We start from the raw sequence: 24,999 nt of genomic DNA on the forward strand, positions 1-24,999 counted from the left end.
TGGCATGCATGGGCGGGCTTGGCAGTTAGTTGCGTTGCACCGTCGATGCGGCAGGCTTTGCCCCGCTGCGCGTGGCGTCGAAATGCCGGCGCACGCGCAGGCCGTTCGCGACGACGAGCAGGCTCGCGCCCACGTCGGCGAACACGGCCATCCAGAGCGTGGCCTCACCCGCCATCGCGAGCACGAGAAACACCGCCTTGATGCCGAGTGCAAGCGTGATGTTCTGCGTAAGCACGGCCGCGGTCTTGCGCGAAAGGCCAATGAACGCCGCGATCTTGCGCGGATCGTCGTCCATGATCGCGACGTCGGCGGTTTCGAGCGCAGTCGCGGTGCCGGCCGCCCCCATCGCGAAGCCGATGTCGGCGCGAGCGAGCGCGGGCGCGTCGTTCACGCCGTCACCGACCATCGCCGCCATGCCGTACTGCTGCGAGAGCGCGGCGACCGCATCCTGCTTGTCCTGCGGCAGCAGATTGCCGCGCGCGTCGTCGATGCCGAGCTGATCGGCAATCGCTCGCGCGGTCGACGCGTTGTCGCCGGTCAGCATGACGGGCGTCACGCCGAGCGCGCGCAAGGCCTGCACGGCCGGGGCGCTCTCTGCACGCAATGCGTCGGCCACGGCGAACACGGCAACCGCCTCCTGTGGCGCGCACAGGACGATCGCCGTCTTGCCGGCCTGCTCCAATGTTGCCAGTTGCGCTTCGAGTTCGGGCGAGCACAAACCCAGCTCCTCCACCAGACGGTGATTGCCGAGGCTCCAGAGCGTGCCGTCGATGCGGCCTTGCACGCCACGACCGTTTAGCACCGCGAACTGATCGACCGCGAGCAGGCGCGTATCCGGCTGACGCGTCCGCCAGCCTTCGACCACCGCACGCGCGACGGGGTGCGTGCTCGCATCGTCCAGGCTCGCGGCGATCCGCAGTGCTTCCCCGGTAGAAAGCTGGGCTTCGCCGGACGCCTCTGCGAGGACCGGCGCCCGGACCGGCGCCGCAAGCGCATCGGTCAGGACAGGCTCGCCACGCGTGAGGGTGCCAGTCTTGTCGAGCGCAACGGCCTTGAGCAGCCGGCCGCGTTCGAGCCACACGCCGCCCTTCACGAGCATGCCGTGGCGAGCGGCGGCGGCGAGCCCGCTCACAACCGTCACCGGCGTCGAGACGACGAGCGCGCATGGGCAGGCAATCACGAGCAGCACGAGCGCCTTGTAGAGCCACACGCTCCACGCGCCGCCGAACACGAGCGGCCCGGCGAGCGCGATGATCACGGCGAGCACGACCACGGCCGGCGTGTAGTAGCGCGCGAACTGGTCGACGAAACGTTGCGTGGGCGCGCGTTGCGCCTGCGCCTCCTGCACCGCCGCTGCGATGCGCGCGAGCGTGCTGTCCTGCGCGGCCGCAGTGACGACCGCCTCGACCACGCCATCGACGACGATACTGCCCGCGTAAAGTGCCGCGCCGGTCTCCTTGTCGACCGGCAGGCTCTCGCCCGTGATCGGCGCCTGATCGAGCGCGGCGCGGCCGGCCGCGACGCGCGCGTCGAGCGGCACGCGCTGGCCGGTGCGCACGCGAATACGGCTGCCTACCGCCACTTCGCCCACAGCGTGCTCGCGCCATTCGCCTTGTTCAGGTGCGTCATCGCTGGCTTGCCAGACCTCGGCGGTTTCGGGCGCGAGTGCGGTGAGCGAGCGGATGGCTTGACGGGCGCGTTCGAGCGAAAGCGCCTCGATTTCCTCCGCGAGGGCGAAGAGGAAGACCACCATGGCCGCTTCGGGCCACTTGCCGATCGCAATGGCGCCGATCAACGCGATCGACATCAGGAAGTAGATGTTGATCGTGAAATTGCGCAGCGCGATCCAGCCCTTGCGCAGCGTGGGCAGACCCGCGCAAAGAATGGAGATGACGGCGCAAGCGAGTACGAGCAGGCTGGTTTCCTTGCCGGTGGTCCAGGCGAGCACCTCGGCACCGGCGGCGGCCACGCCGCCCACCGCCAGCAGCAGCTTCTGCCGCATCGCAAGGCCGGGAGAGGCCGGCGGGGCCGCTTGCGCCGAAGCGCTATCGTCCAGTTCGCGCGGCGCCATGTCGAGTGCTCGCAGCGCGGCGACGACCGGCTGCGTATCGTCGAGCCGATGATGCACGGTCAGTTCGCGAGCGAGCAGGTCGAAGTCGAGGCGCGCGACGCCCGGCATGGGCTCGAGCCGGTTGCGGATCAAGCGCTCCTCGGTCGGGCAATCCATGTTTTCGATGCGCCAGCGTGCGCGGCGCGTGCCTTCGGGCGCCGGGGCTGCGCGGCGCGGGCTTTGCGGCGGCGCGCCGTCATGACAACAGGCTGTGCCGTGCGTGTGACCTTGGGGCGCGGCGCCGGATCCGGATTCGGCGGCGTGCGCGCTGGCGCAGGGCTGGCTGTGGTCGTGCTTGTGGTCGTGATCGTGCTTATGCTCTTCGCCGTGGCCGTGGCCGTGGCCGTGGCCGTGGCCGTGGCCGTGGCCGTGGCCGTGGCCGTGGCCGTGGCCGCAATCATGATCGCGCCCTTGATCCAGGCTGTGGTCGTGCTTAGGCTCCTGGCCGCAGCACACGCCAGCCAGGCCGCCAGACCCGTGAGCGCCGCCCACAGCCCGTTCCTCGTCGCGCGCGCGCAAGCGCTGCGCATTGCCGGGCTGCGACAAGTAACTCTGGTTCATAGCCGGTTTCTCCCAAAAGTGACACAATCATTGAACAGCCTGTAGTCACTACAGGGTCAAGTCTTTTGGGAGAGCCGCAACCATGCGAATTGGTGAACTGGCGCGCTTTGCGCACTGCGACGTCGAAACGGTGCGCTTTTACGAGCGCGAGGGCCTGCTGGACGAGCCCGCGCGCGAAACCAACGGATACCGCAGCTACACGGCCGTGCACGCCGCGCAACTCAACTTCATCCGCCATTGCCGGTCACTGGGCATCGGGCTCGCGGATATCCGCATGCTGCGTCGCTTCCAGGCCGACCCGAGCCAGCCCTGCGACGAAGTCAACGAGTTGATCGACAGCCAGATCGAGCGCATTCATCAGCAAATCGAATCGATGCGCGTACTCGAGCAGCAATTGCGCACGCTGCGCGAAAGCTGCCACGCTCACCAGAGCAGCAGCGCCGAGTGCGGGATCATGAGGAGTCTCGAACAGCCCATGGACGACGAGAGCTGCTCATGCCATGGAGACGGGCACGTGGCGGAAGGCGAATCGCCCGCCGGCGACGCGCCCTCTCTTCACCGCCACTAAAGACTCAAGGCGCTGCGGCGATCACTTCGGCCACGGTGGCCGTGAGTTTCTTCGCGTAGGGCACATGCAGGAACTCGTTCGGACCGTGCGCGTTGGACTTCGGGCCGAGTACGCCGCACACCATGAACTGCGACTTGGGAAACCCTGCCTGCAGCACGTTCATGAGCGGAATCGTGCCGCCCTGGCCGAGATACGCGCAGTCCGCGCCGAAATGGGTACGCGAGGCGGCATTGAGAGCATCGGTAAGCCACGGGGCGAGTTCCGGCGCGCTCCAGCCGTTGGCCGCACCCGCGTCCGGCTTGAAGGTGACCTTTGCGTTGTACGGCGGGTCGAGTTCGAGCAACGCCTTCAGTTCGGCCACGGCCTTCGACGCCTCGATTAGCGGGGGCAAACGCAGCGAGAGCTTGAACGCCGTGCGCGGCCGCAGCACGTTGCCGGCGTCGGCGAGTGCGGGCAGGCCTGCCGCGCCCGTGACCGAAAGCGAAGGCCGCCACGTGGAATCGAGCAACGCCTGCTGCGGATCCGTCGTGGTAGGCAGCACGCGCCGCCCGTCCTGGCCGCACGCCCAAGGCATGGTCTTCCAGACGCTTTCGCCAAGAATCTTCGCCGTGACCTCGGCTTCGCTCAAGCGCTGCGAGGGGATCGCGCAATGGAAGCCCTTGGGCAACAGCGTGCCGCTCGCGGCATCTTCGAGACGCTCGAAGAGCTGGCGCATCACGCGGAAGCTGGAAGGCGCAATGCCGCCGTACGAGCCCGAGTGAATCCCCTCCTCGAGGACTTCGACCTCAAGGTCGCCCGACACGAGCCCGCGCAGCGACGTGGTGAGCCAGAGCTGGTCATAGTTGCCCGCACCCGAATCGAGACAAACGACGAGGCCGACGTTGCCGAGCCGATCGCGCAGCGCATCGACGTAAGGCAGCAGGTCGTAGCTGCCCGACTCCTCGCAGGTTTCGATGAGACCCACGCAGCGCGGACGCTCGATGCCTTGCGCGTCGAGCGCGGCGAGCGCCGTGACGCTCGCATAGATCGCGTAGCCGTCGTCGGCGCCGCCGCGGCCATAGAGGCGGCCGTCTTCGAGCTTCGGTGTCCAGGGGCCGAGGTCGTTGCGCCAGCCCGCGAATTCCGGCTGTTTGTCGAGGTGGCCGTAGAGCACCACCGTCTCGCTGCTGCCCGAGCGCGTGGCGGGCACTTCGAAGAAAATCACCGGCGTGCGACCCGGCAGGCGCACGATCTCCAGCTTCAGGCCACGCACCGGCTGCTGCTCCGCCCACTTCGCGGCCTCCTGCACGACGCGCTCGAGATAGCCGTGCTGCGCCCACTGCGGGTCGAACGCCGGACTCTTGGCGGGCACCGCGATGTAGTCGGTCAACGCGGGCACGATCTCGTCATGCCATTTACGTTCTACGAAGTCACGCAATTCGTCGTGGTCGAGTTGGCGGGTTGCCTCGGACGGGTCGGAGATCATGGTTTGGGTTCCCTGCGATGAAAACCCCGATGATAGACCCGAACCCCTGCCCGCCGACACCCCTCGCAGCCGGAGATGGCCATTCGGTCAGGGCTCGGCGTGCGCTCAGGTCCAATCCGCGCGACAATGATCAATCAGGTATATTCCGCCCTTTTTTCTGGAGAATGAAATATGGTGAGCCGTTCCGTCTTCGAGATCGTCGTTCTCGCAGCGGTGGTCGCGCTCTACTTTCTCCCCGCGCTGATCGCCGACAGACGCCAGCGTCACGACCTGCTGATTCTCGCGGTCTTCAACGCCGTGCTCGGCTGGACGCTGCTCGGCTGGCTGCTGGCGCTCTTCTGGGCGCTTCAACCGAATCCGCCGAAGGATCTCGGCGGGCAGACCAAGGTCCGCAGCCGCAGGCTGGGCATGCTGCTCTTCTCGCGCCGGCTCGACGACCGGGTCCAGGCGCGCGAGGCGCGCACCGCCGAGCAAAAGCGTTCCCCGCATTGAGACTTATCCGTCTGGCCAACGTTGCAGGCCACGGCAAGCGCACGCCGCCTTCGCATGGAATAATCACAGCGAATCAAGCTGCTTTGACCAAGCCGTTTTTGACCACGCGTTACGAAACGAAGCTGAGGCGTGCGCAGTATCCGCCGCTCGAGTCAGCCTGACACCCACCGCTACACCCAAACACGGAGCCCCGTTATGCCACACGCCGCCCCGCTGTTCGCCTTTGCCGCCGTCGCGCTCGGCATGGCGCTCACGCCCGGACCCAACATGATCTATCTGATCTCGCGCTCGATCTGCCAGGGCCGCAAGGCCGGCCTGATATCGCTGGGTGGGGTCGCGCTCGGTTTCGTGTTCTACATGCTGTGCGCCGCATTCGGCATTACCGCGTTGCTGATGGCCGTGCCGTTCGCCTATGACGCGCTGCGCCTGGGCGGCGCGCTCTACCTGTTCTGGCTCGCATGGCAGGCGCTCAAACCGGGCGGCCGCTCGCCGTTCCAGGTACGTGAACTGCCTGCCGACCGCCCGCGCAAACTCTTTCTGATGGGCTTCGTCACGAATCTGCTGAACCCGAAAATCGCCATTCTGTATTTGTCGCTGCTGCCGCAGTTCATCGACCCGCATCACGGCAGCGTGCTCACTCAGTCCATCGTGCTTGGCAGCGTGCAAATCGCGCTTTCGATCAGCGTGAACGCAGCCGTCGCGATGACCGCAGGCACGATTGCAACATTCCTCGGCGACCGGCCGGGCTGGCTCAAACTGCAGCGCTGGCTCATGGGTACGGTGCTGGCCGGCCTCGCCGTGCGTATCGCTGCCGAAGGCCAGCGATAAAGCAAACGGCCGGACACAGTTGGCCCGGCCGCAATTTCGTACGTCTCTGGCGCGTCTGCAGCGCGTTCGCGCGCCCGCAGTTCCGCCCGGGTTTGCGCGCTTCAGATCCCGCCGATGGCCCTTCCGCCAGCCGGCCTGCGCATTTTGACGAATGCCGCGGGAATCGAGCGAGGCTCGATTTGCACCATGTCCTGGGCGAACATGTCCTGCCGCAGCTCGCCGTGCTCGTCGAACCACTGGCAGATCAGCCAGTGGCCGCTGGCAAAGCCAACCGGGCCGGCATACATGACCGTCATGCGCGGACCGCCCGATTTCAGGGTGACAACGTCGCCAATTCCGGCCATGGCAGCGAGCGGCTTTTCGGCTACGTCGATGGTCGTATCAAGCATGATGTTCCCCGTCATAAAAGTCGCACAGAGAAAAAAACCGGTGGATTATCACCCCGGCTCCCTACCGCCCTTTCGATAATGAGAATGGGGCGATCATTAATAAGTTTTGCAAGACTAACAACTCGAATTAATGCGTGCAAGTGATTTTCATAACACCTGCTGAAAACCCTGTTATTCGATGCAGGGCAAAACCACCGCTTAATCCTGCTCCGCACAATTTACACGGAAGGCCGGCCATGTCTGGAAAAAGCTACCGGGCAAGGCGTCCCCGCCAAACAGTCATATTATTTCGCGTTCGCCTCGGGAAAATGACGCGCTGCACCTGCAATAAATATGGCAAGCCAGCAGCCGCATTAACGATTAGGCCCGGTAAATGGACGCCCCGGGTAGCGCGAGTGGAAACGTTTTCTGCATCAATAAACCGTCCGTTCGATTAATTCCCGTGCTGCGCACGCGAGCCTCCGGTCGAGAGCGAATCCTCATGTTTTAGCTGTTCGACTTCAAAAATGATGCGGCTGAAATACGGCTGTCATTTAAATGAAATTGCAGTGCGGTGCAAAAAAAAGCCCCATCCGGCAAAACCGGATGGGGCGGCGCGTGTGCGGGGCGCGATCGGGCCGCGCTTATTCCGCGAACGGCAATGTCGTCTGGCCCTCGGCACGCATGCCGAACACATTGAGCGTCATCGCCACGAGCGCATAGTAGCCAAGCAGCCCGACCAGGTTAATCGTGGTTTCGTGGCCGAAGCGCTCGACAGCACGCGCGTAGGTCGCGTCGGAAACGCGCTTCGCATCGTACAGCTCGGTCGTGAACGCGTAGATCAGCGCGTCATCGGGCTCGTCGAACTGTGGCGCGGCGCCCATGCGAATTTGTTCGGCCAGCGCTTCGGGCACGCCCGCCTTCAGCGCGATGGGATAGTGGATGTACCACTCGGCCTGCGCCTGCCAGCGCGCGGCCGTGACGAGAATCGCCAGTTCCGAGAGGCGTAGCGACAGGCCGGTCTGGTAGCGGCAGAACGCGCCCAGACGCTGCGCATGCTGCGCCAGTTCCGGGCTGTGGATCCAGCCGAGGAACGGGCCGTTGAGGTTGCCGCGCGGACCGGACAGGATCTCGTCCAGCACGGCCTTCTGCTCGGGCGACGCCGCGGCAGCGTCGAATTCGGGAAGCCGTGAAAGCGGCGTTGGTGTCATCGATAGACTCCATGGGAGGTCATGGCCGCTCGCGCGCGACCGCTTGCGGTCGCTGCGTTTGCGGTGGGTGTGAGCGGCAGACAGTTAGTTGCGCGTCGGTCGCTTACGGCAAAGCTTACGCCGGGCGCACCGCACCCGTCGCGTCGAGCGCACCGTCAACCGCAGCGGCAAGCCGTTCGATGATGGCGTCGATGTTCTGCGCGGTGCAAATGAATGGCGGCGCGAGCAGCACATGATCGCCATTGCGACCGTCCACGGTGCCGCCCATCGGGTACACCATCAGGCCGCGCGCGAACGCATCGCGCTTGATCGCCGCATGCAGCTTGAGCGCCGGGTCGAAGCTCGCTTTCGTGGCGCGGTCCTTCACGAGTTCGACGCCCACGAACAGGCCGCGCCCGCGCACGTCGCCCACATAAGGATGGTCCGCAAAACGCTCGCGCAGACCCGCGCGCAGTTGCTCGCCGCGCGCGAGCACGTTATCGAGCAGTTTCTCTTCGGCGATCACGCGCTGCACTTCGAGCGCCGCCGCGCATGCCGTGGCGTGGCCAAGATAGGTGTGGCCGTGCTGGAAATAGCCGCTGCCGCCCACGATCGTCTCGTAGATCCGCTGGCTCACGAGCGTCGCGCCGATCGGCTGGTAGCCCGCGCCCAGTCCCTTTGCGATCGTCAGCAAGTCCGGTGCGACGCCGTCTTCTTCGCAGGCGAACAGATAGCCCGTGCGCCCCATGCCCGACATGATCTCGTCGAGGATCAGCAGCACGCCGTAGCGGTCGCACACCGCTCGGATCTTGCGGAAGTACTCGCGCACGGGCGGCACTGCGCCGGCCGTTGCGCCCACCACGGTCTCGGCGACGAAAGCCGCGACCGTTTCCGGGCCGAGTTCGAGAATCTTCTGTTCGAGTTCGTCGGCGAGGCGCTGCGCGTAGGCCTCGTCGGTTTCGCCCTCGCGGCGTTCGCGGTACGCGTAGCACGGGCTCACGTGATGCGATTCGATCAGGATTGGCAGGAACGGCTCGCGGCGCCACGCATTGCCGCCTATCGCGAGCGCGCCGAGCGTGTTGCCGTGATAACTCTGGCGGCGCGCGATGAAGTGGCGGCGCGCCAGCTCCCCCTTCTCCACGAAGTACTGGCGCGCGAGCTTGAGCGCGGCCTCGATCGCCTCCGAACCGCCCGACACGAAGTACACATGGTCGAGCCCCTTGGGCGCGGCGGCGATGAGGTGATCGGCCAGCTGTTCCGAGGCCTCGGTCGTGAAGAACGAGGTGTGCGCGTACGGCAGTTGCTGCGCTTGCCGCTTGATCGCCTCGATCACGCGCTGGTTGCTGTGGCCGAGGCACGAAACGGCGGCGCCGCCGCTCGCGTCGATATAGCGCTTGCCGCTGGAATCGATGATTTCGATGCCCTCGCCCGCCACCGCGACGGGTAAGGTTTGCTTCGGCATTCGATGAAACACCTTGGTCATATGCGTTCTCGATGAAGTCCGTGGAGGTTTAACGGCTCGCGCCGTCCGCATGGGGCGCGTTCGAATCGATAAAGCGGTCGAGCACGCGCTCGCCGCCCTGCCAGACGTCGAACGCCACGCCACGCGGTTCGACGCGCATGCAGGCAGTGGCGAGCGTGTTTTCGTCGTCCGGGTCGTGCGGGTCGTCGCGGAAAATCGGCAGGCCAGCGCCTGCGCGATCCTGCAGCACCTGCACGAAGGCCGCGCCGTTGGGCTGCGCGCCAAGCGCGGGCAGCAGTTCGGCGAGGCGCACCTGACGAGCGCGCGACGATTCGGTGACGATCTGCGGCTCTTGTTCGCAGCCCGCGTGAATGAGGTGATTCGCGTGGCCCGAAGGCGTCCTCACTTCGTACACCGAAGCGCGCTGCACGGTCGCTTCGACGCTATACACACGCACCTCGCCCGCCTCGTCGGTCCCGCCGATCGTGTGGTGGAAGCCGCTCGCTCGCGGCGTGTCGCGCAGCAAAGCGAGGGCGTCGGCCAGCGTCGCGCAGTCGAGCACGGCGCGCGCGAGAATCATGCGCGGCACGCCGACGCGCGGCTCGCGGATGCGCACGTTGTTGATCGCTTGCGCAAGTCCCGCGCGCGTGGCCGCGAAGGTGTGCCCCGGTAGCGAACCCGGATAGTAAAAGCTCACGAAACCGGGCTTTCCTTCGGGTTCGACCTCGACCACACGGCAGCGGCCATGCAGCCAGGGGTCGCCATCTTCGTTGTGGGCAATGAGGCCTGCGCGAGGCGTGCGCGCGGCAAGCGTCGTGCAGCCGTCCGGCGCGTTGTGGATCAACTCGCCGCGGCAATTCCAGAGGAACAGGTCCTCTGCGGACCAGTCCAGCGCCTGCGCCATGGAGTCGATCTCCGCGACATAGGCCGGGAAATGCTGAGCGGCCGCGGCGCGCAACTGCTGCGCGAACGCACTGCCGCGCCATCGGCTGACCGCCTGCCAGGCGCTGCTTTGCGCCATATAGCCGGCAAAGATCGGCTTCACGTGTGCGCCGAGTTGCCGCCCGATCGCCTCGGGCGAGCCGGACACCCGGACGGCCGGCCCCCGGAGAATATTCAGTTCCTGCATCGGTTTTCTCGCTTCGCTACCGCTATCGATATTCGTCTAGTGCGCTTTATACGCCTCAACAACATATGTTGTCAAATAAATCGACGAATGCAACAAATGCGATAACCAAAGGCAGCGCAATGCCGGATGCCGTTTCGCAACGGCATATTCCAGCGGGAAACAGGCTTGAAATGACGCGGTGGTGCCTATGCGCCGCACTCAGGGCACGTAAACGCCGCGGGCGTTCAACGTTCGTTCGGCTTGTTCGAGCTGTGCGATCGCGCCCGAGCCTTCGAGCGCCAGCAGATGGGCAACAAGCGATTCTGCCAGCGCCGTCGCCGCCACGAGCGAAGGGAAAAACGACGGGCTTTCGTGCGTGAAGATCAGCGCCTTGTCGGCGTTCAGTGCGATGGGCGAGACCGCGCTGTCGGTAATCGCGATCAGGCGGCTGCCTTTGGCGAGCGCGGCCTCGGCCACGCGCACGGCCTCAACCGAGTACGGTGCGAAGCTGACAACAATCGTTGCGCTGTCGCGCTCGATGCCGAGCAACTGCATCTCCAGCGTGCCCGCCTCGCCGCCCAGCAAGGAAACGGCAGGCCGGAACAGGCGGTAACCATAGACGAGCCCGAACGCCACCGCATAGCACGAGCGAAAGCCCGCCACGTGCACGTGTTTCGCGCGGCGCAATACGCGCGCCGCCTCGACCATCGAGCGTGTGTTGTGCGCGGCGCTGGTTTCCAGATTGTGCTGTTGCGCCACGAGCAGGTCGCGCGCAAGACCGTCCTTCGCGCTGCCCGCCACGAGCGAGCGCGCCCGCGAGGATAGCGGCTCCGGCCGCGTGCGCACCCGTGCGACGAACAGGTCCCGCAGTTCGTTCCAGCCCGGAAAGCCCAGTTGCTGGGAAAGCCGCACGAGCGAAGCGGGCTGCACGTTGGCACGCTCGGCTACCTTGCGCATGGACGAGACGGCCACTTCGTCGGGATGGTCGAGCAGAAAGGCAGCGCCGGTCTGGAACTGCGGGCTCAAGTCGGAGAAACGCGCGCGGATCAGCGCGGCGAGCTGGTCGAAACTGTCTGGCATGCGGCGCTCGGGCAGTGGGTGACAACAAATGTTACCACTCGGGTTGCCGGATGTTGCAAGTCGGGACAGATTGTGGCGGATGCAAACGATGGCTTCGCGCGTGCATCCAGGCCGCGATTCCGTCGCAAGTAGTCTGCCGATTTGAGATTAGAGATTTCAGGTTCGAGATGCTTCGCACGAAACCTCGCCTTTTCCGAGTGACGAGTGACCTTTCGCTTTTACAACGGAAGTGGCCGGTCCTGAAAAATGCTCTTCATGACGAGCGTCGAGGTCAGCTTCAAAACGGAAGGCAGCGCCGTCAACCGACGGTCGTAGAGTGCCTGGAACGCCTTCAAGTCCCGTGTGACGACATGCAGCATGTAGTCGGGCTCGCCGAAGAGGCGCTCGGCTTGGGTGATTTCCGGGATGCCGATGAGTGCGTCCTCGAACGACCGGATCCCTTCGCTGCTGCTTGCGCTCAAGGTCACAAAGACGATTGCTGAAAAATTCAGCCCGACCGTTGCCGGGTCGATGATGGCGCGGTAACCGCTGATTACGTGTGCGCTCTCGAGCGCCCGCAGCCGTCGCTGGCACGGAGACAGGCTTAAACCGACCCGTTCACTCAGCTCGGTAATTGAAAGTCGTCCGTCTTGCTGAATCTCAGCAAGAATCTTGTGGTCGAATGCGTCCATGGACGAAATATTAGCGCTAAAGCACGCGAGCAAGCAAGAAATAGGGAGCACCTTCCGAGGCCAGGACCGTACCATTTCTCGCCTTGGGCGCTGGCGCCCGCATAACCGGAAGTGGTGCAGTGGAAGCTAGTTTGTTGACGGCATTTTGGGTCGTCTCGTTCTCGTTGGTCATGGTCCCGGGCGCGGACTGGGCTTACGCAATTTCGGCCGGCCTGCGCGGTCGCATGGTCGCACCGGCAGTCGGTGGAATGTTGCTCGGGTATCTTGCAATCACGATCGTCGTGGCAGCAGGTATTGGAAAACTGGTCACGAGCGTTCCGTCCGTGCTGACCATTTTGACGCTCGTCGGTGGCGCCTATCTGCTCTGGCTCGGCATCAGGACGTTGATGCGTCCGCCCCAACTCGCCGCCGGTCAGGATGAAGCGCAAAAGAGCCCGTGGGGCTGGTCGATGCGCGGTTTTGCAATCAGCGGCCTGAACCCGAAGGCGCTCCTCCTTTTCATCGCCCTTTTGCCGCAGTTCGTCAGACCTCAAGCCGGTTGGTCTGCCCCGAGCCAGATTGTGGCGCTTGGACTTGTGCACATGGTCAACGTCGGCTCGGTCTACTCGCTTGTCGGTCTGGGCTCGAAGGCTGTCCTGAGCACTCGGCCCAAAGCGGCACGCAGGGTCAGCCAGTTCTCGGGTGCAGCGATGATTCTGGTCGCAGCCCTCCTGTTTGCTGAACAGGTCCACGCGTTCGCACGCTAGACGTCCTGGCCGAAGCAGGCGGGCAAACACTCCAGGCACCATCGTCGTGCCGAAAGAAGAACAGCGCGCGGGCCCCGTCCGCGGTCGCTACGTACACGTAGCGACCGCCGCTCCATCGTGTGCGACCGAACTCAATCACGCGAACCGGTAGTGCGGGTCCCGGAGCCAGCCATTTTTCGACCTGGCAACGCAGCGACTTTTCACTTGAGCTTTTCATGTTCTCCTCCGGCAAGCCCGAGGACACCGACGCCGGGGAGAGCAAATCCACTCCCCGCGTTCGTGCCTTGTCTACCGTCGGTGAAAGCGTTACTGGCCAATTTGCCGACTGACGTGGTTCTCTTGCTGGTTCAGCACATAGTCCTCTCGCCGGGTGATATGGCTGCCGTTCTGGCTTGCCATGTCGCGCTCCTCCTGCCGGATTTGACGGTCATCGCCATGGAGTCTCGCCGCCTCGGCGTGCGACATTTCCCCTTCGCGCACCTCGCGGTGAATGCGTCGGTCCTGATTCGCGAGGCGCTGATTGACTTCCGCGCGACGTGGGTGCGTTGCATCCCAGTGGGTCTGTGCCGATGCGGTACCAGCGAATGACAAGGCAAGTACAGCAACCGCCGCGATTTTGCAGGCAACGTTGTGCATATTCGTCTCCAATTCCGTTGAGGGACGGCTCTCGCCGCTCACCTCCTCAACGCCACGGACGATCACGATGTTGACTGACGAGTTGTGAGTTCTGAAACCGATTATTTCGCGTGAGGCAGATGTTCAGGCGGGGTCGTGAACGGCTCAGGTGTTTCACAATACACGTCTCGTTACACACAAACACACTGGTAATTTGCGCTCCAAATATAGTGCCTTCACTACCAACAAGTGAGGAACGTATGAAACGAATTTTTGCGCTGGTACTGCTGGCCGTATGTCTCGGGTCCGCGTTGGGCGGCTGCATCGTCGTCCCTGCAGGCGGTTACTACCACCGCTATTGACACGATCGACGGAGCCCCGCTTCCTGGGTTACCAGCCGCTACCAGGACTGGTGTTGCGTAACGGAGAACGTTGGACTTTCCACAGCGAAAACGTTAGCCTGAAAGCACTTCATGAACAGTCGGACCAACGTCGAGGAGCTGGCACATGGAAGTGAGCACCGAAACCCTTGTTGACATGCTTTGCGAAGTCGAAACGGAAGACCCAATCGACTATGCGGACCTACCGTTCGGCGAGCAGGAACTACGACGTCTTGTCATCAGTTCTCTGCTGGAACGACACCACGCGGTTGAAGCGGCCATGTCGGGTTCGGACGTCCAGGCCATGTACCTGCTGAGCACCGCAAGGCTTGTTCTCGAGAATACGGTGCTCCACGCTCGCCTGCTTATGCTCCAGGGGCAACCGGTCAACGTCCAGTCACTCCTCGCCCCGTTCACCCTCAAGCGCAAGCCATAAAGACCTGCGGCAGCCTGGAAGTCGTCGTATCGCATGCGACGACTCTATCTGCGCTGCGCCCATCCGTCCTGTGTGGTGAAGCAGGTCCTCATTTGCTGCTGAAGGACATCGATCAGGTTGCGCGGGCGGCGTTTGGGCCGTCGCGTCTCAGGCGCATTGGCAAATGTTCAATCAACCTGCCGAGTAAGTCCGAAGCTCGGTTTCCGTTCGAACCACGTCAGGATCGTCGATAGAGATTACCGCTTCGATCGTTCGCACATAGTCTTCTGGCAGGTTCGCCTCCCTTGCGCCCACCAGTACATGCTGTTTGTACCAGTGGTACGGCAGAAGACCCGGTTGCTTTTTCGTGGCGACGTAGGTCAGCGCATACATTCCGCCATTCGCGGTCTCAACCCGGATGCTCAATGGCTCGTAGCCCTTACCCGCCCCCTCGAATGTGTCGAGCGCCAGTCGCTCGCTATGCGCCACCGAGAAAATGACGCCATAGACTCTGTCACCAACGTCGCCTGTGTGCTCACAATCGCATTTACCCGAGCCGTCCTTTTTACTCAATTTGTCGAACGCGAGTTTGTATCCAGTCACGAACCCCGTGGTGACCACCGTCGCTGACGGGAGCCTCACGGCGATGCGTCGTACCGACATGTTGGAGCCGTACGCGAAATAAGAAAATTCATTGCTCGAGTTCATCGCGGTGATTGCCCTCGTGACAACTGCAGTTCAGCAAGAGGATACGCGCGCCCAGCTCTAGTCACAAAAACATTTGGAAGCGCTTTCGTGGCGGGTGGAATGCAGGTCGCTCGCACGCCGTGTACCGGCCCAAAGACCTCGACGACGTAAGCATGCGTGTCGGCGATTCCGGAGGCGCCGGGTTCGGCAGTGCGACGGCCTATATCCTGAATGTGCAGTGTGCGTACGTCGTTGCGCAGGGAGATAGCGCGAGGCAAGTCACCGTCCAAACAGGGCGGCACTGTCTACGCGTCAATAGCTGACGTCGAATAATGTGGCGGGACAAACGCAGGCACGGCGTTTTAGGAGGCGCCTGCCACTTCCGAAATGAGTTGGCATCACCGTTCGAGGATGCACACCCCGCCCTCGATCAAGCGGCCCACGAATAAGAAGCGCTGAACCGGGCTGGAAGCACGCTTGCGCAGCCCGGTGTGTCACTTAGGCTGCGGCAGCCGTGCCCGCAACCTCAGAAGCCGCCTGAGGCGCGGCGACTTCGACAGGGGCCGCCTTTGCCACAAGCTTCGGCGCACGGACTTTTCGCGCGACAGGTGACTTCGCCGCTGCACCGTTTTTCGCAGCGACCCTGCGTGCCGGCGCTGCCTTCTTCGCAGAAACCTTCCTGGTTGCCGTGCTCTTTTTTACAGCGCCCTTCTTCGCTGCCGGCGCCTTGGCCGGTTTAGCCGCAGGCACAGCCTTTTCAATCAGAAACTTCGACCGGTCCTTCGCGCCAGCGAGCCATGCCGGTGCGGTGCCACGGCCGGACCACGTCGCGCCGGTTTTCGGGTCACGATATTTCGGCGGCTGCGGTCCACGCACATAGTTGCCTGCCTTAGGCGTTTTCACAGCAGCAACCGATTTCGGTGCCGCGCCTGCAATCAGGAACTTGCTTCGGTCTTTTGCATTTGCAATCCACGCGGGAGCACGACCATGGCCGGTCCAGGTCGCGCCGGTTTTGGGATCGAGATACTTCGCTGCCGACGAACCCTGCTTTGCCGCAACGTTCGGTCCCGGTTTGCGGCCGCGTCGCTTGCCAACGAACGCTTCAATCTCGGCAACCGTCACGGCATGCTTGTCCATCAAGCCACGAATTTTTTCGAGTACCGCAGTCGATTTTGTGTTCGCCAGCGATTCTGCTTGAGCCTGCAGCTTTGCGATTCGTGCCTGAATTGATTGGAGTGTAGCCATTCGTGGTTTTTCCTTTGATAAGATAATTTTTCCCACTATGCCACATCGGACGACGAATTCAACATTTCACGCCGAATTACTTTGCGTTCGGCAGTGAGAAACATTACTGTCTATTTCTGACCCACTCGCAACGCGGCATCCGAATCAGACCGGTAAGTGAATCGGGTACAACACCCGCGTTTGGACAAGATATGGAAAGAGAGACATACAAGGGATACGTTTTGTGGGGCCACGCTATTGCGCAGCAGTCGGAGATCCTCACGCCTGAGCGCTACGCGGGGAGTGGCACCGTGACCCGGGACAACAAACTCATCGACGCTTCGGGCGTTCTGGATTTATTTAATTCCGAGGACGCTGCGCAGGAGGCAGGAATCGCCTGGGCACGCGCGTGGGTGGATACCAACGGATAGCGCCGAAAGCTGCGCAATAATCAAGTACACACTCCTGCCTGGCTTTCTTCGCTGCTCTTCTTCAATTCATTCTTTTCTTACTCGTTCTCCCAAATCGGCTGTGTGCGAACTCGATGGGAGAAATCCCCCGCCAGCACGACGCAACCACGATCTTTTCCCACTGAACGAAGTTAGCGGCACAGCCGGGAGCATGCGGTAGAATACTGTGCAAACATACAGTATCTCGCGTTAGGTCGGCACGCGGCCTGACGCGCCTCCGACCGTGAGCCTCGACTGAGAAAACAGATGAACATTCGTGCGGGCACTGCATTTCAGCGCGAACGCTCAATGAGCGCCCGGACGATTCCACAGTAGTTGCAACGTGACAAGCCACCGGACACGCCGCATTGCACACCTCGACATGGACGCTTTTTACGCGTCCGTCGAATTGCTGCGCTACCCCGAATTGCGCGGCAAACCCGTCGTGATTGGCGGCGGCCGCAATGCGGCACCCGAAGTCCTGCCAGACGGCACGCGCCGGTTTGCGCGGCTGCGCGACTATGTGGGCCGCGGCGTGGTCACGACTTCGACCTACGAAGCGCGCGCCCTCGGCGTTTTCTCCGCGATGGGCATGATGAAAGCCGCACAGCTCGCGCCCGATGCCATTCTCCTGCCTACGGACTTTGATTCGTACCGGCGCTATTCGCGCCAATTCAAGGACGCCGTGCGCGCGTTCACGGACCAGATCGAAGACCGGGGCATCGACGAGATCTATATCGACCTGACGGGCATCGACGGCGAATCGCGCGAACTCGGCAACCGGATCAAGTCAGCAGTGCACGAGGCGACCAGCCTCACATGCTCTATCGCCATCGCGCCGAACAAGCTGCTCGCAAAAATCGGCTCGGAGCTGGACAAGCCGAACGGTCTCACGATACTCACAATGGACGATCTCGAGTCGCGCATCTGGCCGCTTCCGGCAAAGAAAGTGAATGGAATCGGCCCGCGCGCGAACGAGCGCCTGGCGAGCATTGGGATCGGAACGGTCGGCGAACTGGCCTCGGCAGACCTCGGACTTTTGCAGGAGCATTTCGGGCCTACCTACGCCGCGTGGCTGGCCAGAATCGCGCGAGGCCTCGACGACCGCGCCGTCGTGGTTTCCTCCGAGCCAAAGTCCATGAGCCGGGAAACAACGTTCGAGCGTGACATGCATGTCGTTCGCGATCGCGCAGTCCTCACGCCGGCGCTGACGCGTCTTTGCGAACGGGTCACCGAGGATCTTCAGCGCAAAGGGTACCGAGGCCGAACGGTAGGCCTGAAAATCAAGTTCGCCGACTTCAAGATCGTCACTCGCGACCTCTCGCTCACGGAACCGGTGGCGGATGCCGCGGCTATCCGGCGAGCCGTCGGCGAATGCCTGAAGCGCGTGTCGCTGGATCGGAGGATTCGCCTCATCGGCGTACGCATTGGCTCGCTCGAGCGCGCCACGGGTACAGCGTCCGCCATGGTCCCGACGCAGGGCGAGTTGCCTTTCGATGGCTAATGTTCGATCGCTGACGTTAGGTCGATCCGAAACAGGCCTTTTTCGAAAAGTTCACGACGGGCAGTTTTTCGGTTAGATTCTCAATGCGTCTATTCCAGAAGACTTTCAGGCACATTTCCGCAAAGACTTCTTCGCATGAGCTCCCGCGTACCTACGGTCGACCTCTTACGCCCGCTTGAACACGGCATTGCCCACAATCATTTCAGCGTGCGGGGCGAACCACCGGAACGTCGCTTGCTTGCCTGGCGCGATCGGGTGGGCCACATTATTGACGTGGTGCCCTCGCGATCCGACCTCGAGAAGCCCTTTCAGGCCTCAATTGACCGCTACGAGGTGGGCGACCTTGTCTTTACGGATTGCCGTTCGGACCTGCTTGTGCTCGAGCGCTCGCAGGCGCGGATTTCGACCGACCGGGTACGCGGCTTCGTCTTTCATGTGTTTCTGGAGGGCGCGGTCGAGAACGTGGTCACGCGCGCCTCGCAGCGCGACAGCATGCCCTCGCCCGCCAGCGTCCTTGCACTCGATCTGAACCAACCCATTCGAATGCAACGCCAGGCATGCAGGGTGATCACGTTTTTCGTGCCGGGCGAGTTGGTGCAAAAGGTCTTTCCTGATCCGGAGGCCATCCACGGCCGTATGCTCCACGCGTCGATGCCACTTGTGCCACTGATCATCGAACACGTTGCGACGCTGAGCGGGAGAGTCGCAAGCCTGAGCGCCGGGCAGGCGGATGACGCCATACGCGCGGCGGCCGAGCTGCTTGTTGCAGCGTTTGGACGGCAAGCGGGCCTGAACGGCGACACTCGCGCAGCAGCCCGGGCGGCGATGTTCGCCCAGGTACGGCGCTATATTCAGGCGCACCTGACTGAAAGCGACCTCTCCCCCGAAAGTGTGCTCAATGCGCTCGAACTGCCTCGCCCGACTCTCTATCGGCTGTTTCAACATGAAGGCGGCCTCGGCGCCTATATCCGAAACCTGAGGCTGCGCCGCGCGGCCGATGAACTGGTCCGGTATTCGCACGTCACGGTCATCGAGATTGCTTATGGACTTGGCTTTAAAAGCGCATCAGATTTCACTCGCGCCTTCCGGCGTGCGTACGACATGGCGCCACAGGATTTTCGGGCGCTGGCCAGCAGGAGGCTTCAGCCGCGGTGACAGGTATCGACACCGGCGCGACAGGCTCACGGTCCGACGCGCCGCTCCTTGAAAAGCACCAGCGCGCAGAAGCTCACGCAACACGCGGGCGTGACATACCATGCCGCAGAGAGTGGATCGCCGGTCCATTTGATCAAACCGGTCACGATGAACTGAGCGGTGCTGCCAAACAACGCGACACTCAATGCATGCGAAACGGCCATGCCGCTCGCGCGCACGCGAACGGGTAGCGTTTCGAGCACAAGCAGCGTGACCGCTACAGCGCTGAATGCCATCGTGACACTGAAGAGTGCGACGCCGCACAGGATTGGCGCCACGCTAGTCGCGCGGGAGAACATCAGAAAGACTGGAAAGACCAGCAGCGCCGAGCATCCTGAGGCCACAAGGGCCAACGGCTTGCGGCACCCCAGACGATCCATGAGACGGCCCGCCAGCGGCGGAATGACAACCAGCAGCGAAGCGGACAACGCGGAAGCCATAAATCCGGTCACGACGGGCATGTGCATCACACGCGTCGCATAGCTCGGCATGAAGTAGACAATCGCGTAGACCGGTACGGTTTGCCCCATTATCATCAGCATGGCCAGCAGGATCGTCCGCCGATGGTCGCGATACAGTTCGGTGAGCGGTGTGCGGGCATGTCTCGCGGTGTTGGTGAAAACCGCATCGTCACGAAGCCGGAGTCGAACATAGAGGCCGACCGGCGCGATCAAAAGACCGAACACAAACGGGATTCGCCAGCCCCACGAGGCAAGCGCCGCCGGCGAGAGCGTGCTGGTGATTAGCAGCCCCAGGGACGCCCCCAGCAACGCCGCCGCCCCCTGGCTTGCGAGCTGCCAGCTGACCAGATAGCCGCGACGCGACGCGGGCCCGGCCTCCAGCACGAAGGCTGCGGCAACGCCGATGTCGCCGCCAACGGCAAAGCCCTGCAGCGAGCGGCCGGCAATGATGATGAGCGGCGCAATCACGCCTATGCTGGCAAACGACGGGCACAGGGCGAGCGTAGCGGTTCCCAGCGCCATCATCCAGCTGGTCCTGGCCATCGCTGCGCGGCGGCCCACACGGTCCGCGTAAGTGCCAATGACCATCGCGCCAACAGGCCGCATGAAAAAGCCGACGCCGAATGTACCGACCGCCCACAGCAATGAGGTCATCGGATCGCTCGCCGGGAAGAACCGGTCTCCGATCATCGCCGCGAAAAAGCCGAAAACGGTGAAATCGAACATCTCGAGGCCGGTCACAAGCGACGCCGCGACGACGGTCTTGAGAGGCTGACGGGGATGTTCCTGATTGGTGGCAGGCGGGTCGCAGGTCGAGAGGTCAGGCGTGAACATTCTTTATTCTAGATGGTCAGTATGGGCGCACGCGTTTCATGAAACTGCTTTCTTGCTGCTTGACGCACTGCACGATACCACGCGTGCGCAGTTGCCGCGCAGTGACCCATTACATTGCGTCAGCCGGCCGAGTCCGATGCCAATGCAATCCGTGCCTTCTCCTCCGGACTATCCGGCTTGTAATACTTATCCGCCCACTTGCGCCCAGGTTGCAACATTAGCCGTTGAACGGTTCCATGCCGCTGCTCCTCGATGCCAATGGCGCGAGCCCGGTAGTGCTCGTATAGCCGCATGAACTCAGCGAGGTAAATGGCCGCAATTCGCGTGTCCTTTATTTCGAGCAGGTTCTCGTCGTTGAAATGCTCCGAGTTGTTGCTCATGTTCGCCGAACCCGTGTAGACGATCGGATTGTCTCCCTCGGCGTCGATCACGACGAACTTATGGTGGATGATGACCGGCGCGTAACCGGGCGCGACTTCGCCGGGAAAAAGCCGAAGCTCGGGCTCGAATCCTTCGGGCACGGTCGCCGGAGAGAAATACGATGCGTCGATCACGTCGCGGTTTTCCTTGCTTCGATGATAGAGCGCGAGGTTTGCCAGCGCCGTGGTACTCACCGCTTCCCCCGCTTTCTGCGCCGCCTGCGCACTCTCAGCCGACTTTTCACTGATATTGTTGACGAGGCCGAACATCATTCGCCCCTTGTCGCCGGCCGCAAAGCAGGCGTCGCGAAGCGGTTCGTCCGTCGGCATGAAGAGGCAAAACAAAACCGAATGCTGCGCCTGCCCTACCGCTTCTACGATGGTGTCGATCTGGGTCCGTTTGGTTTTCGCCTCTGGAGAGAAGCAAAGGCGCACGGCTGCGTTTCCCACACTCACGGGATCCGACCAGCCATTCGCGAGTTCAGCGGTCTGGTTGATGGACGGATTGCTGGCAATGGCTTTCGTTCGGTCGTCGTACAGTTTCGCGAGATCCGCCGAATCGAACAGGTGGAGCACGTTAGCCTGTTCCGTGATGCCTTCCGTTGTGAAATTCGCAGAGCCCGCAAGGACGAATGCCGGATTACCTCGTCTGTCGCCCCTATCGGTCACGATAAGCTTGTCGTGCATGATATGCGTCTTGTCACGCGCGCAGAAAGTCACGACGCCGCCCAGTTCGTCGACCGCGGGTTGATTGGGTGATGGCGCGGGCGGTTTGCCTTTTTCGCGAACCAGATGCGAGTCGTAGACGACGGCAACATTCCCTTTCCCGTGGGCCGTTCCAAAATCCTTGAACGCCGGCATTGCCCAAAGTGGGTCAGTCAGGTGATAAACAGCGGCCGCAGCGTGCGATGAATCCTGGAATATTTCCTTGAACACAAGCTGCATATCGTTAGCGAGCCATGTTCGAAGCTGAAGTGCCTTTGCGGCCGGCGGCGCGGTATGCGGATCGATTCCCATGGCCTTGACCTGGCGCGCAAAAGCCTGCGAACTCACCACCGCACGGTTGAACCACGTACCCACGCTGTCTTCGATATGCGCCGGAAGCGTGACCTCACACGAACTCGCCTCTGCGTTAAGCAGATTCGGATTGTCCGGTGTCCCGACTACCGGATAGACGGTGTAGTTGAACGCCTTGCCTCGGTCGGCTTCCTCGATGCGCGCGTCCCACCACATGAATTTTTGAATCGGTGCAGTGTTCGAAGGCGCGTCAGGCTTCCCATCGGGCACGGGCCCTTTGAACGTGATTCGATTCGGGAGCCAGCTGCTTGCGTCATGGGATCTGCCGTCGGGACTCGTGAAACCCGGGGCTCGCTCAATGGCGAAACCCAGGAAGTCGGTGCGTGTCGCACCTTCTGGCCAGTCGAACGCGAGCAAGACCAACGTGGGGGAGAGATAGCTGCGAATCTTCGTCGACATCGTTCACCTCTTCTGTGTTGGCCAAAACCTGCAGTTTCGACCAACAGTTTGTTGAAACAGTGAATGGTGTATGTTACGCAGATGTCGTTTCGATGACGCGACGCGGGGCCTGGCGAAGACCGTGGCGTACGGTCAGTGAGTCAATAGCGTAAAAACATCATGAAACCTACTCGTACCATTTCGACCGTCGAGGTCCATACCGGCGGCGAAGCCTTCCGTATCGTCACGAGCGGATTGCCCCGCCTGCCCGGCGACACGATCGTGAAGCGTCGCGCGTGGCTAAAAGAACACGCCGACGAAATCCGTACCGCCTTGATGTTCGAACCGCGTGGTCACGCCGATATGTACGGCGGTTATCTGACCGAACCGGTTAGTCCAGCCGCCGACTTCGGCATCATCTTCCTTCATAACGAAGGCTATAGCGACCACTGCGGACATGGCGTTATCGCGCTGTCCACTGCAGCGGTTGAACTTGGCTGGGTTCAACGCCAGGTTCCGGAAACGCGTGTCGGCATTGACGCTCCCTGTGGCTTCATCGAAGCGTTCGTCCAGTGGGATGGCGAACACGCCGGCAATGTGCGATTCGTGAATGTCCCGTCGTTCATCTGGAAGCGCGACGTGACGGTTCAGACGCCGTCCTTTGGTGCGGTGAAGGGCGATATCGCTTTCGGCGGCGCTTTCTACTTTTATACCGACGGTCAGCCGCATGGACTCGCCGTGCGCGAGTCATCGGTCGAGGAACTCATCCGGTTCGGCGCCGAGGTGAAGGAAGCCGCGAACAAGGCGTACCCCGTCGAACATCCCGAGATCCCGGAAATCAACCACATTTACGGTACCATTATTGCCAACGCGCCTCGACACGAAGGTTCGACGCAAGCCAATTGCTGCGTGTTCGCGGACCGGGAAGTCGACCGCTCCCCAACTGGCTCCGGCACCGGTGGCCGCGTCGCCCAGTTGTACCTGCGTGGCGAACTTGGCAAAGACGAGACCCTTGTGAACGAGTCCATCATCGGCACGGTTTTCAAAGGACGCGTGCTCGGCGAGACGACAGTCGGCGACTTCAAGGCCGTAATCCCGGAAGTCGAGGGCAACGCATTTGTTTGCGGCTTCGCGACCTGGATCGTGGACGAACGCGACCCGCTTACTTACGGCTTCCTCGTACGCTAAGCGTTTCCCCCGATAACGCACCGTTACGAAACTCGCACCGCCGTTGCACCTGTGTCCGGGCCCGCCGCCTACACTCCGAACCGTGCTCAGCAGAAACGCACGATATTGAGCCGGTTTTCAAGCTAAAATCTCCCACAATTGATTATCATGAACGTCAATAACCGAATCAGATTATTTGCCGCAGCGGCCGCTCTAGGGCTGGCGGCAGCCGGAACCGCACATGCCGCCGGCTGCCTCAAGGGCGCTGTCGTGGGTGGCGTAGCCGGACATTATGCAGGCCACCACGCGGTGGTTGGCGCCGTCGGCGGCTGTATCGTTGGGCATCACATTGCGAAGAAGAATGCGCAGGAGCGCGCCGCGCAACATGAAGCCGACCGCGCCCAGAAACTGAATACCTGATTTCCGACTGGGCCTTTCGCAACAGCCGCCAGGGACGCCCTTTCAAGCTGTGATATCGTGGCGGCACGCGACTTGCGCTATATTCTGCTCAAACGTTGCATTCAGAGCGAAGCACAAATAGAAATGGACGAACGAAAACGCGAAAGCATTGTGGCCTATCTGCGGCGCCGGATGGCCGAATTTGGAATCGAACCGGACGATATTGCCGCTTCACTGGCTGCGGATGCCGCGCAATTGCGAGCCGCCCGTTACCGGGATGCGGCGGGCCACACGTGGGACGGCAAAGGCGACGCTCCGCAGTGGGTGGTGCAGGCGACAAGCGCGGGACAGTCGCTCGAGCATTTTGCGGTCCGCGAGACGATTGAACCGCAACCGGCCAAACCCCAAAGCGTGGACTGGCGTCTGGACCCGTTTGCAGGCAGCCGTTTGGCAACTGTAAGAACAGAACATACCGGCGCGGCCTGAAGCACTTTAATCAAATTCGGCCTCACCGCTATTGCGCAGTTCGCTCAGTCGTCGAATTTGTTCCGGCAGGATTCGGCCTCGCGACAAGGCCGGAAGATCATCGACATCGAAGAAGAGAGCCGCGTCAGTCTCCGTTCCGGATCTCTCGCCCGCTCGAACGATCTCCCCAAGGAAAACCAGCTTCCAGATGTGAAACACGGAAGGCGGATGTCCGTGCTTGAGCATATCCCACACCGCCAGCAGCCGAACGACGTTCACCGTATATCCGCTTTCTTCACGCACCTCTTTTGCCGCGTTTTCAGCCGGTGAGACACCTACGTCGGCCCAGCCGCCGGGCAAAGACCACAACCCATCCACGGCTTCGCGCACGAGAAGGATTTGCCCAGCCTGATTGAAAACGGCGCATCTCACGTCGAGTTTTGGATTTGCGTATCCCGTCTCGGGAGCAAAGAGCGCGGCGACATCCCCTGATTGCAGGGATGCCATTTCCGCGAGTTGCTGCTGCGCGACACCGGCGATTTCTGCATACCTTTCCGTGTCGAAGGCGCTCGTCGCATAGTGCAAACCCGATTGCGCAAGCGCCAGTAGCCGGCGAGCCTGCGCAAGACGGGCTTTCAACAATTCCAGATCGGAAGGCGGGGACTTCATGGCGGTCTGAGCG

The 24,999-nt window shown here is 62.3% G+C and carries 26 protein-coding genes; 11 read left to right on the top strand and 15 right to left on the bottom strand.

The genetic code is table 11. The features are described 5' to 3' along the window. Positions 1 to 25: 25 nt before the first annotated feature. Positions 26 to 2,671, bottom strand: coding sequence for a heavy metal translocating P-type ATPase (locus FAZ97_RS20165; RefSeq protein ID WP_158760187.1), 2,646 nt, complete (start codon positions 2,669 to 2,671; stop codon positions 26 to 28). A gap of 82 nt (positions 2,672 to 2,753) precedes the next feature. Here FAZ97_RS20165 and FAZ97_RS20170 point away from each other — a divergent pair, with 82 nt between their 5' ends. Further along, positions 2,754 to 3,239: a Cd(II)/Pb(II)-responsive transcriptional regulator gene (locus tag FAZ97_RS20170; protein WP_158760188.1), complete on the top strand. Its 486-nt coding sequence runs from the start codon at positions 2,754 to 2,756 to the stop codon at positions 3,237 to 3,239. A gap of 4 nt (positions 3,240 to 3,243) precedes the next feature. Here FAZ97_RS20170 and FAZ97_RS20175 read toward each other — a convergent pair whose 3' ends face one another. Further along, complete coding sequence (locus FAZ97_RS20175; RefSeq protein WP_158760189.1) at positions 3,244 to 4,704, bottom strand: M20 family metallopeptidase; 1,461 nt, start codon at positions 4,702 to 4,704, stop codon at positions 3,244 to 3,246. Between the two features lie 171 nt (positions 4,705 to 4,875). Between FAZ97_RS20175 and FAZ97_RS20180 the strand changes: the two genes are divergently transcribed. Both FAZ97_RS20180 and FAZ97_RS20185 read left to right on the top strand, forming a co-directional pair. Next, positions 4,876 to 5,196, top strand: coding sequence for a superinfection immunity protein (locus FAZ97_RS20180; RefSeq protein ID WP_158760190.1), 321 nt, complete (start codon positions 4,876 to 4,878; stop codon positions 5,194 to 5,196). 195 nt (positions 5,197 to 5,391) lie between these two features. After that, a complete protein-coding gene (locus FAZ97_RS20185; protein ID WP_158760191.1) occupies positions 5,392 to 6,024 on the top strand; it encodes a LysE family translocator in 633 nt (210 codons plus the stop codon). Positions 6,025 to 6,125: 101 nt separating this feature from the next. Here FAZ97_RS20185 and FAZ97_RS20190 read toward each other — a convergent pair whose 3' ends face one another. From FAZ97_RS20190 to FAZ97_RS20215, 6 genes are all read right to left on the bottom strand, one after another. After that, positions 6,126 to 6,413 carry a YodC family protein gene (locus FAZ97_RS20190; RefSeq protein ID WP_158760192.1) on the bottom strand — a complete coding sequence of 96 codons (288 nt, stop codon included), beginning with the start codon at positions 6,411 to 6,413 and terminating at the stop codon, positions 6,126 to 6,128. A 623-nt stretch (positions 6,414 to 7,036) separates the two neighbouring features. Next, a complete protein-coding gene (locus FAZ97_RS20195) occupies positions 7,037 to 7,603 on the bottom strand; it encodes a carboxymuconolactone decarboxylase family protein (protein ID WP_158760193.1) in 567 nt (188 codons plus the stop codon). A gap of 115 nt (positions 7,604 to 7,718) precedes the next feature. Further along, positions 7,719 to 9,065 (bottom strand): aspartate aminotransferase family protein, encoded by a 1,347-nt coding sequence (locus FAZ97_RS20200; RefSeq protein WP_158760194.1) that lies wholly within the window; start codon positions 9,063 to 9,065, stop codon positions 7,719 to 7,721. A 28-nt stretch (positions 9,066 to 9,093) separates the two neighbouring features. Beyond that, entirely contained in the window at positions 9,094 to 10,173 is a 1,080-nt protein-coding gene (locus tag FAZ97_RS20205; RefSeq protein WP_158760195.1) for a C45 family autoproteolytic acyltransferase/hydolase, read from the bottom strand. Positions 10,174 to 10,371: 198 nt separating this feature from the next. Further along, complete coding sequence (locus FAZ97_RS20210; protein WP_158760196.1) at positions 10,372 to 11,232, bottom strand: MurR/RpiR family transcriptional regulator; 861 nt, start codon at positions 11,230 to 11,232, stop codon at positions 10,372 to 10,374. A 218-nt stretch (positions 11,233 to 11,450) separates the two neighbouring features. Further along, positions 11,451 to 11,903 (bottom strand): Lrp/AsnC family transcriptional regulator, encoded by a 453-nt coding sequence (locus FAZ97_RS20215; RefSeq protein WP_158760197.1) that lies wholly within the window; start codon positions 11,901 to 11,903, stop codon positions 11,451 to 11,453. A 119-nt stretch (positions 11,904 to 12,022) separates the two neighbouring features. Here FAZ97_RS20215 and FAZ97_RS20220 point away from each other — a divergent pair, with 119 nt between their 5' ends. Then, positions 12,023 to 12,649, top strand: a complete 627-nt coding sequence (locus tag FAZ97_RS20220; protein WP_233271708.1) for a LysE family translocator — start codon at positions 12,023 to 12,025, stop codon at positions 12,647 to 12,649. On the opposite strand, the gene FAZ97_RS35415 is transcribed toward FAZ97_RS20220, so the two are convergent. Next, positions 12,570 to 12,866, bottom strand: coding sequence for a hypothetical protein (locus FAZ97_RS35415; RefSeq protein ID WP_233271821.1), 297 nt, complete (start codon positions 12,864 to 12,866; stop codon positions 12,570 to 12,572). The two genes, FAZ97_RS20220 and FAZ97_RS35415, sit on opposite strands and share 80 nt — an antisense overlap. Positions 12,867 to 12,955: 89 nt before the next feature. Further along, positions 12,956 to 13,285, bottom strand: coding sequence for a hypothetical protein (locus FAZ97_RS20225; protein ID WP_158760198.1), 330 nt, complete (start codon positions 13,283 to 13,285; stop codon positions 12,956 to 12,958). A gap of 486 nt (positions 13,286 to 13,771) precedes the next feature. Here FAZ97_RS20225 and FAZ97_RS20230 point away from each other — a divergent pair, with 486 nt between their 5' ends. Continuing rightward, a complete protein-coding gene (locus FAZ97_RS20230) occupies positions 13,772 to 14,080 on the top strand; it encodes a hypothetical protein (protein WP_158760199.1) in 309 nt (102 codons plus the stop codon). Between the two features lie 171 nt (positions 14,081 to 14,251). Here FAZ97_RS20230 and FAZ97_RS20235 read toward each other — a convergent pair whose 3' ends face one another. Next, positions 14,252 to 14,767 (bottom strand): gamma-glutamylcyclotransferase family protein, encoded by a 516-nt coding sequence (locus tag FAZ97_RS20235; RefSeq protein WP_158760200.1) that lies wholly within the window; start codon positions 14,765 to 14,767, stop codon positions 14,252 to 14,254. A gap of 477 nt (positions 14,768 to 15,244) precedes the next feature. After that, positions 15,245 to 15,991, bottom strand: coding sequence for an H-NS family nucleoid-associated regulatory protein (locus FAZ97_RS20240; RefSeq protein WP_158760201.1), 747 nt, complete (start codon positions 15,989 to 15,991; stop codon positions 15,245 to 15,247). Positions 15,992 to 16,182: 191 nt separating this feature from the next. Between FAZ97_RS20240 and FAZ97_RS35420 the strand changes: the two genes are divergently transcribed. From FAZ97_RS35420 to FAZ97_RS20250, 3 genes are all read left to right on the top strand, one after another. Continuing rightward, the gene (locus tag FAZ97_RS35420; protein WP_233271709.1) at positions 16,183 to 16,401 is read left to right on the top strand and encodes a hypothetical protein; all 219 of its coding nucleotides are present in this window, start codon (positions 16,183 to 16,185) and stop codon (positions 16,399 to 16,401) included. A gap of 400 nt (positions 16,402 to 16,801) precedes the next feature. Next, entirely contained in the window at positions 16,802 to 17,923 is a 1,122-nt protein-coding gene (dinB, locus tag FAZ97_RS20245) for a DNA polymerase IV (RefSeq protein WP_158760202.1), read from the top strand. 135 nt (positions 17,924 to 18,058) lie between these two features. After that, complete coding sequence (locus FAZ97_RS20250) at positions 18,059 to 19,078, top strand: helix-turn-helix domain-containing protein (RefSeq protein ID WP_158760203.1); 1,020 nt, start codon at positions 18,059 to 18,061, stop codon at positions 19,076 to 19,078. 26 nt (positions 19,079 to 19,104) lie between these two features. Here the strand turns inward: FAZ97_RS20250 and FAZ97_RS20255 are convergent, their stop codons facing one another. Both FAZ97_RS20255 and FAZ97_RS20260 read right to left on the bottom strand, forming a co-directional pair. Then, positions 19,105 to 20,412, bottom strand: a complete 1,308-nt coding sequence (locus tag FAZ97_RS20255) for an MFS transporter (RefSeq protein WP_158760204.1) — start codon at positions 20,410 to 20,412, stop codon at positions 19,105 to 19,107. 119 nt (positions 20,413 to 20,531) lie between these two features. Further along, the gene (locus FAZ97_RS20260) at positions 20,532 to 22,307 is read right to left on the bottom strand and encodes a phospholipase D-like domain-containing protein (protein WP_158760205.1); all 1,776 of its coding nucleotides are present in this window, start codon (positions 22,305 to 22,307) and stop codon (positions 20,532 to 20,534) included. A 159-nt stretch (positions 22,308 to 22,466) separates the two neighbouring features. Here FAZ97_RS20260 and lhpH point away from each other — a divergent pair, with 159 nt between their 5' ends. The 3 genes from lhpH (at position 22,467) to FAZ97_RS20275 (ending at position 24,338) form a co-directional block, all read left to right on the top strand. Next, positions 22,467 to 23,474 carry a trans-3-hydroxy-L-proline dehydratase gene (gene lhpH, locus FAZ97_RS20265; protein WP_158760206.1) on the top strand — a complete coding sequence of 336 codons (1,008 nt, stop codon included), beginning with the start codon at positions 22,467 to 22,469 and terminating at the stop codon, positions 23,472 to 23,474. Positions 23,475 to 23,621: 147 nt separating this feature from the next. Then, positions 23,622 to 23,873 carry a hypothetical protein gene (locus tag FAZ97_RS20270; protein WP_158760207.1) on the top strand — a complete coding sequence of 84 codons (252 nt, stop codon included), beginning with the start codon at positions 23,622 to 23,624 and terminating at the stop codon, positions 23,871 to 23,873. 123 nt (positions 23,874 to 23,996) lie between these two features. Then, positions 23,997 to 24,338 (top strand): H-NS family nucleoid-associated regulatory protein, encoded by a 342-nt coding sequence (locus FAZ97_RS20275; RefSeq protein ID WP_158761008.1) that lies wholly within the window; start codon positions 23,997 to 23,999, stop codon positions 24,336 to 24,338. Positions 24,339 to 24,344: 6 nt separating this feature from the next. On the opposite strand, the gene FAZ97_RS20280 is transcribed toward FAZ97_RS20275, so the two are convergent. Next, complete coding sequence (locus FAZ97_RS20280) at positions 24,345 to 24,986, bottom strand: NUDIX hydrolase (protein ID WP_158760208.1); 642 nt, start codon at positions 24,984 to 24,986, stop codon at positions 24,345 to 24,347. Between the last annotated feature and the right edge of the window lie 13 nt (positions 24,987 to 24,999).

It is taken from the genome of Paraburkholderia acidiphila (assembly GCF_009789655.1).
In the GTDB taxonomy this organism is placed as follows: domain Bacteria; phylum Pseudomonadota; class Gammaproteobacteria; order Burkholderiales; family Burkholderiaceae; genus Paraburkholderia; species Paraburkholderia acidiphila.

Coding starts and splice junctions, on each gene's coding strand:
- FAZ97_RS20165 (WP_158760187.1), bottom strand. CDS start 2,671: ATGAACCAGAGTTACTTGTCGCAGCCCGGCAATGCGCAGCGCTTGCGC.
- FAZ97_RS20170 (WP_158760188.1), top strand. CDS start 2,754: ATGCGAATTGGTGAACTGGCGCGCTTTGCGCACTGCGACGTCGAAACG.
- FAZ97_RS20175 (WP_158760189.1), bottom strand. CDS start 4,704: ATGATCTCCGACCCGTCCGAGGCAACCCGCCAACTCGACCACGACGAA.
- FAZ97_RS20180 (WP_158760190.1), top strand. CDS start 4,876: ATGGTGAGCCGTTCCGTCTTCGAGATCGTCGTTCTCGCAGCGGTGGTC.
- FAZ97_RS20185 (WP_158760191.1), top strand. CDS start 5,392: ATGCCACACGCCGCCCCGCTGTTCGCCTTTGCCGCCGTCGCGCTCGGC.
- FAZ97_RS20190 (WP_158760192.1), bottom strand. CDS start 6,413: ATGCTTGATACGACCATCGACGTAGCCGAAAAGCCGCTCGCTGCCATG.
- FAZ97_RS20195 (WP_158760193.1), bottom strand. CDS start 7,603: ATGACACCAACGCCGCTTTCACGGCTTCCCGAATTCGACGCTGCCGCG.
- FAZ97_RS20200 (WP_158760194.1), bottom strand. CDS start 9,065: ATGACCAAGGTGTTTCATCGAATGCCGAAGCAAACCTTACCCGTCGCG.
- FAZ97_RS20205 (WP_158760195.1), bottom strand. CDS start 10,173: ATGCAGGAACTGAATATTCTCCGGGGGCCGGCCGTCCGGGTGTCCGGC.
- FAZ97_RS20210 (WP_158760196.1), bottom strand. CDS start 11,232: ATGCCAGACAGTTTCGACCAGCTCGCCGCGCTGATCCGCGCGCGTTTC.
- FAZ97_RS20215 (WP_158760197.1), bottom strand. CDS start 11,903: ATGGACGCATTCGACCACAAGATTCTTGCTGAGATTCAGCAAGACGGA.
- FAZ97_RS35415 (WP_233271821.1), bottom strand. CDS start 12,866: ATGAAAAGCTCAAGTGAAAAGTCGCTGCGTTGCCAGGTCGAAAAATGG.
- FAZ97_RS20225 (WP_158760198.1), bottom strand. CDS start 13,285: ATGCACAACGTTGCCTGCAAAATCGCGGCGGTTGCTGTACTTGCCTTG.
- FAZ97_RS20230 (WP_158760199.1), top strand. CDS start 13,772: ATGGAAGTGAGCACCGAAACCCTTGTTGACATGCTTTGCGAAGTCGAA.
- FAZ97_RS20235 (WP_158760200.1), bottom strand. CDS start 14,767: ATGAACTCGAGCAATGAATTTTCTTATTTCGCGTACGGCTCCAACATG.
- FAZ97_RS20240 (WP_158760201.1), bottom strand. CDS start 15,991: ATGGCTACACTCCAATCAATTCAGGCACGAATCGCAAAGCTGCAGGCT.
- FAZ97_RS35420 (WP_233271709.1), top strand. CDS start 16,183: ATGGAAAGAGAGACATACAAGGGATACGTTTTGTGGGGCCACGCTATT.
- dinB (WP_158760202.1), top strand. CDS start 16,802: ATGGACGCTTTTTACGCGTCCGTCGAATTGCTGCGCTACCCCGAATTG.
- FAZ97_RS20250 (WP_158760203.1), top strand. CDS start 18,059: ATGAGCTCCCGCGTACCTACGGTCGACCTCTTACGCCCGCTTGAACAC.
- FAZ97_RS20255 (WP_158760204.1), bottom strand. CDS start 20,412: ATGTTCACGCCTGACCTCTCGACCTGCGACCCGCCTGCCACCAATCAG.
- FAZ97_RS20260 (WP_158760205.1), bottom strand. CDS start 22,307: ATGTCGACGAAGATTCGCAGCTATCTCTCCCCCACGTTGGTCTTGCTC.
- lhpH (WP_158760206.1), top strand. CDS start 22,467: ATGAAACCTACTCGTACCATTTCGACCGTCGAGGTCCATACCGGCGGC.
- FAZ97_RS20270 (WP_158760207.1), top strand. CDS start 23,622: ATGAACGTCAATAACCGAATCAGATTATTTGCCGCAGCGGCCGCTCTA.
- FAZ97_RS20275 (WP_158761008.1), top strand. CDS start 23,997: ATGGACGAACGAAAACGCGAAAGCATTGTGGCCTATCTGCGGCGCCGG.
- FAZ97_RS20280 (WP_158760208.1), bottom strand. CDS start 24,986: ATGAAGTCCCCGCCTTCCGATCTGGAATTGTTGAAAGCCCGTCTTGCG.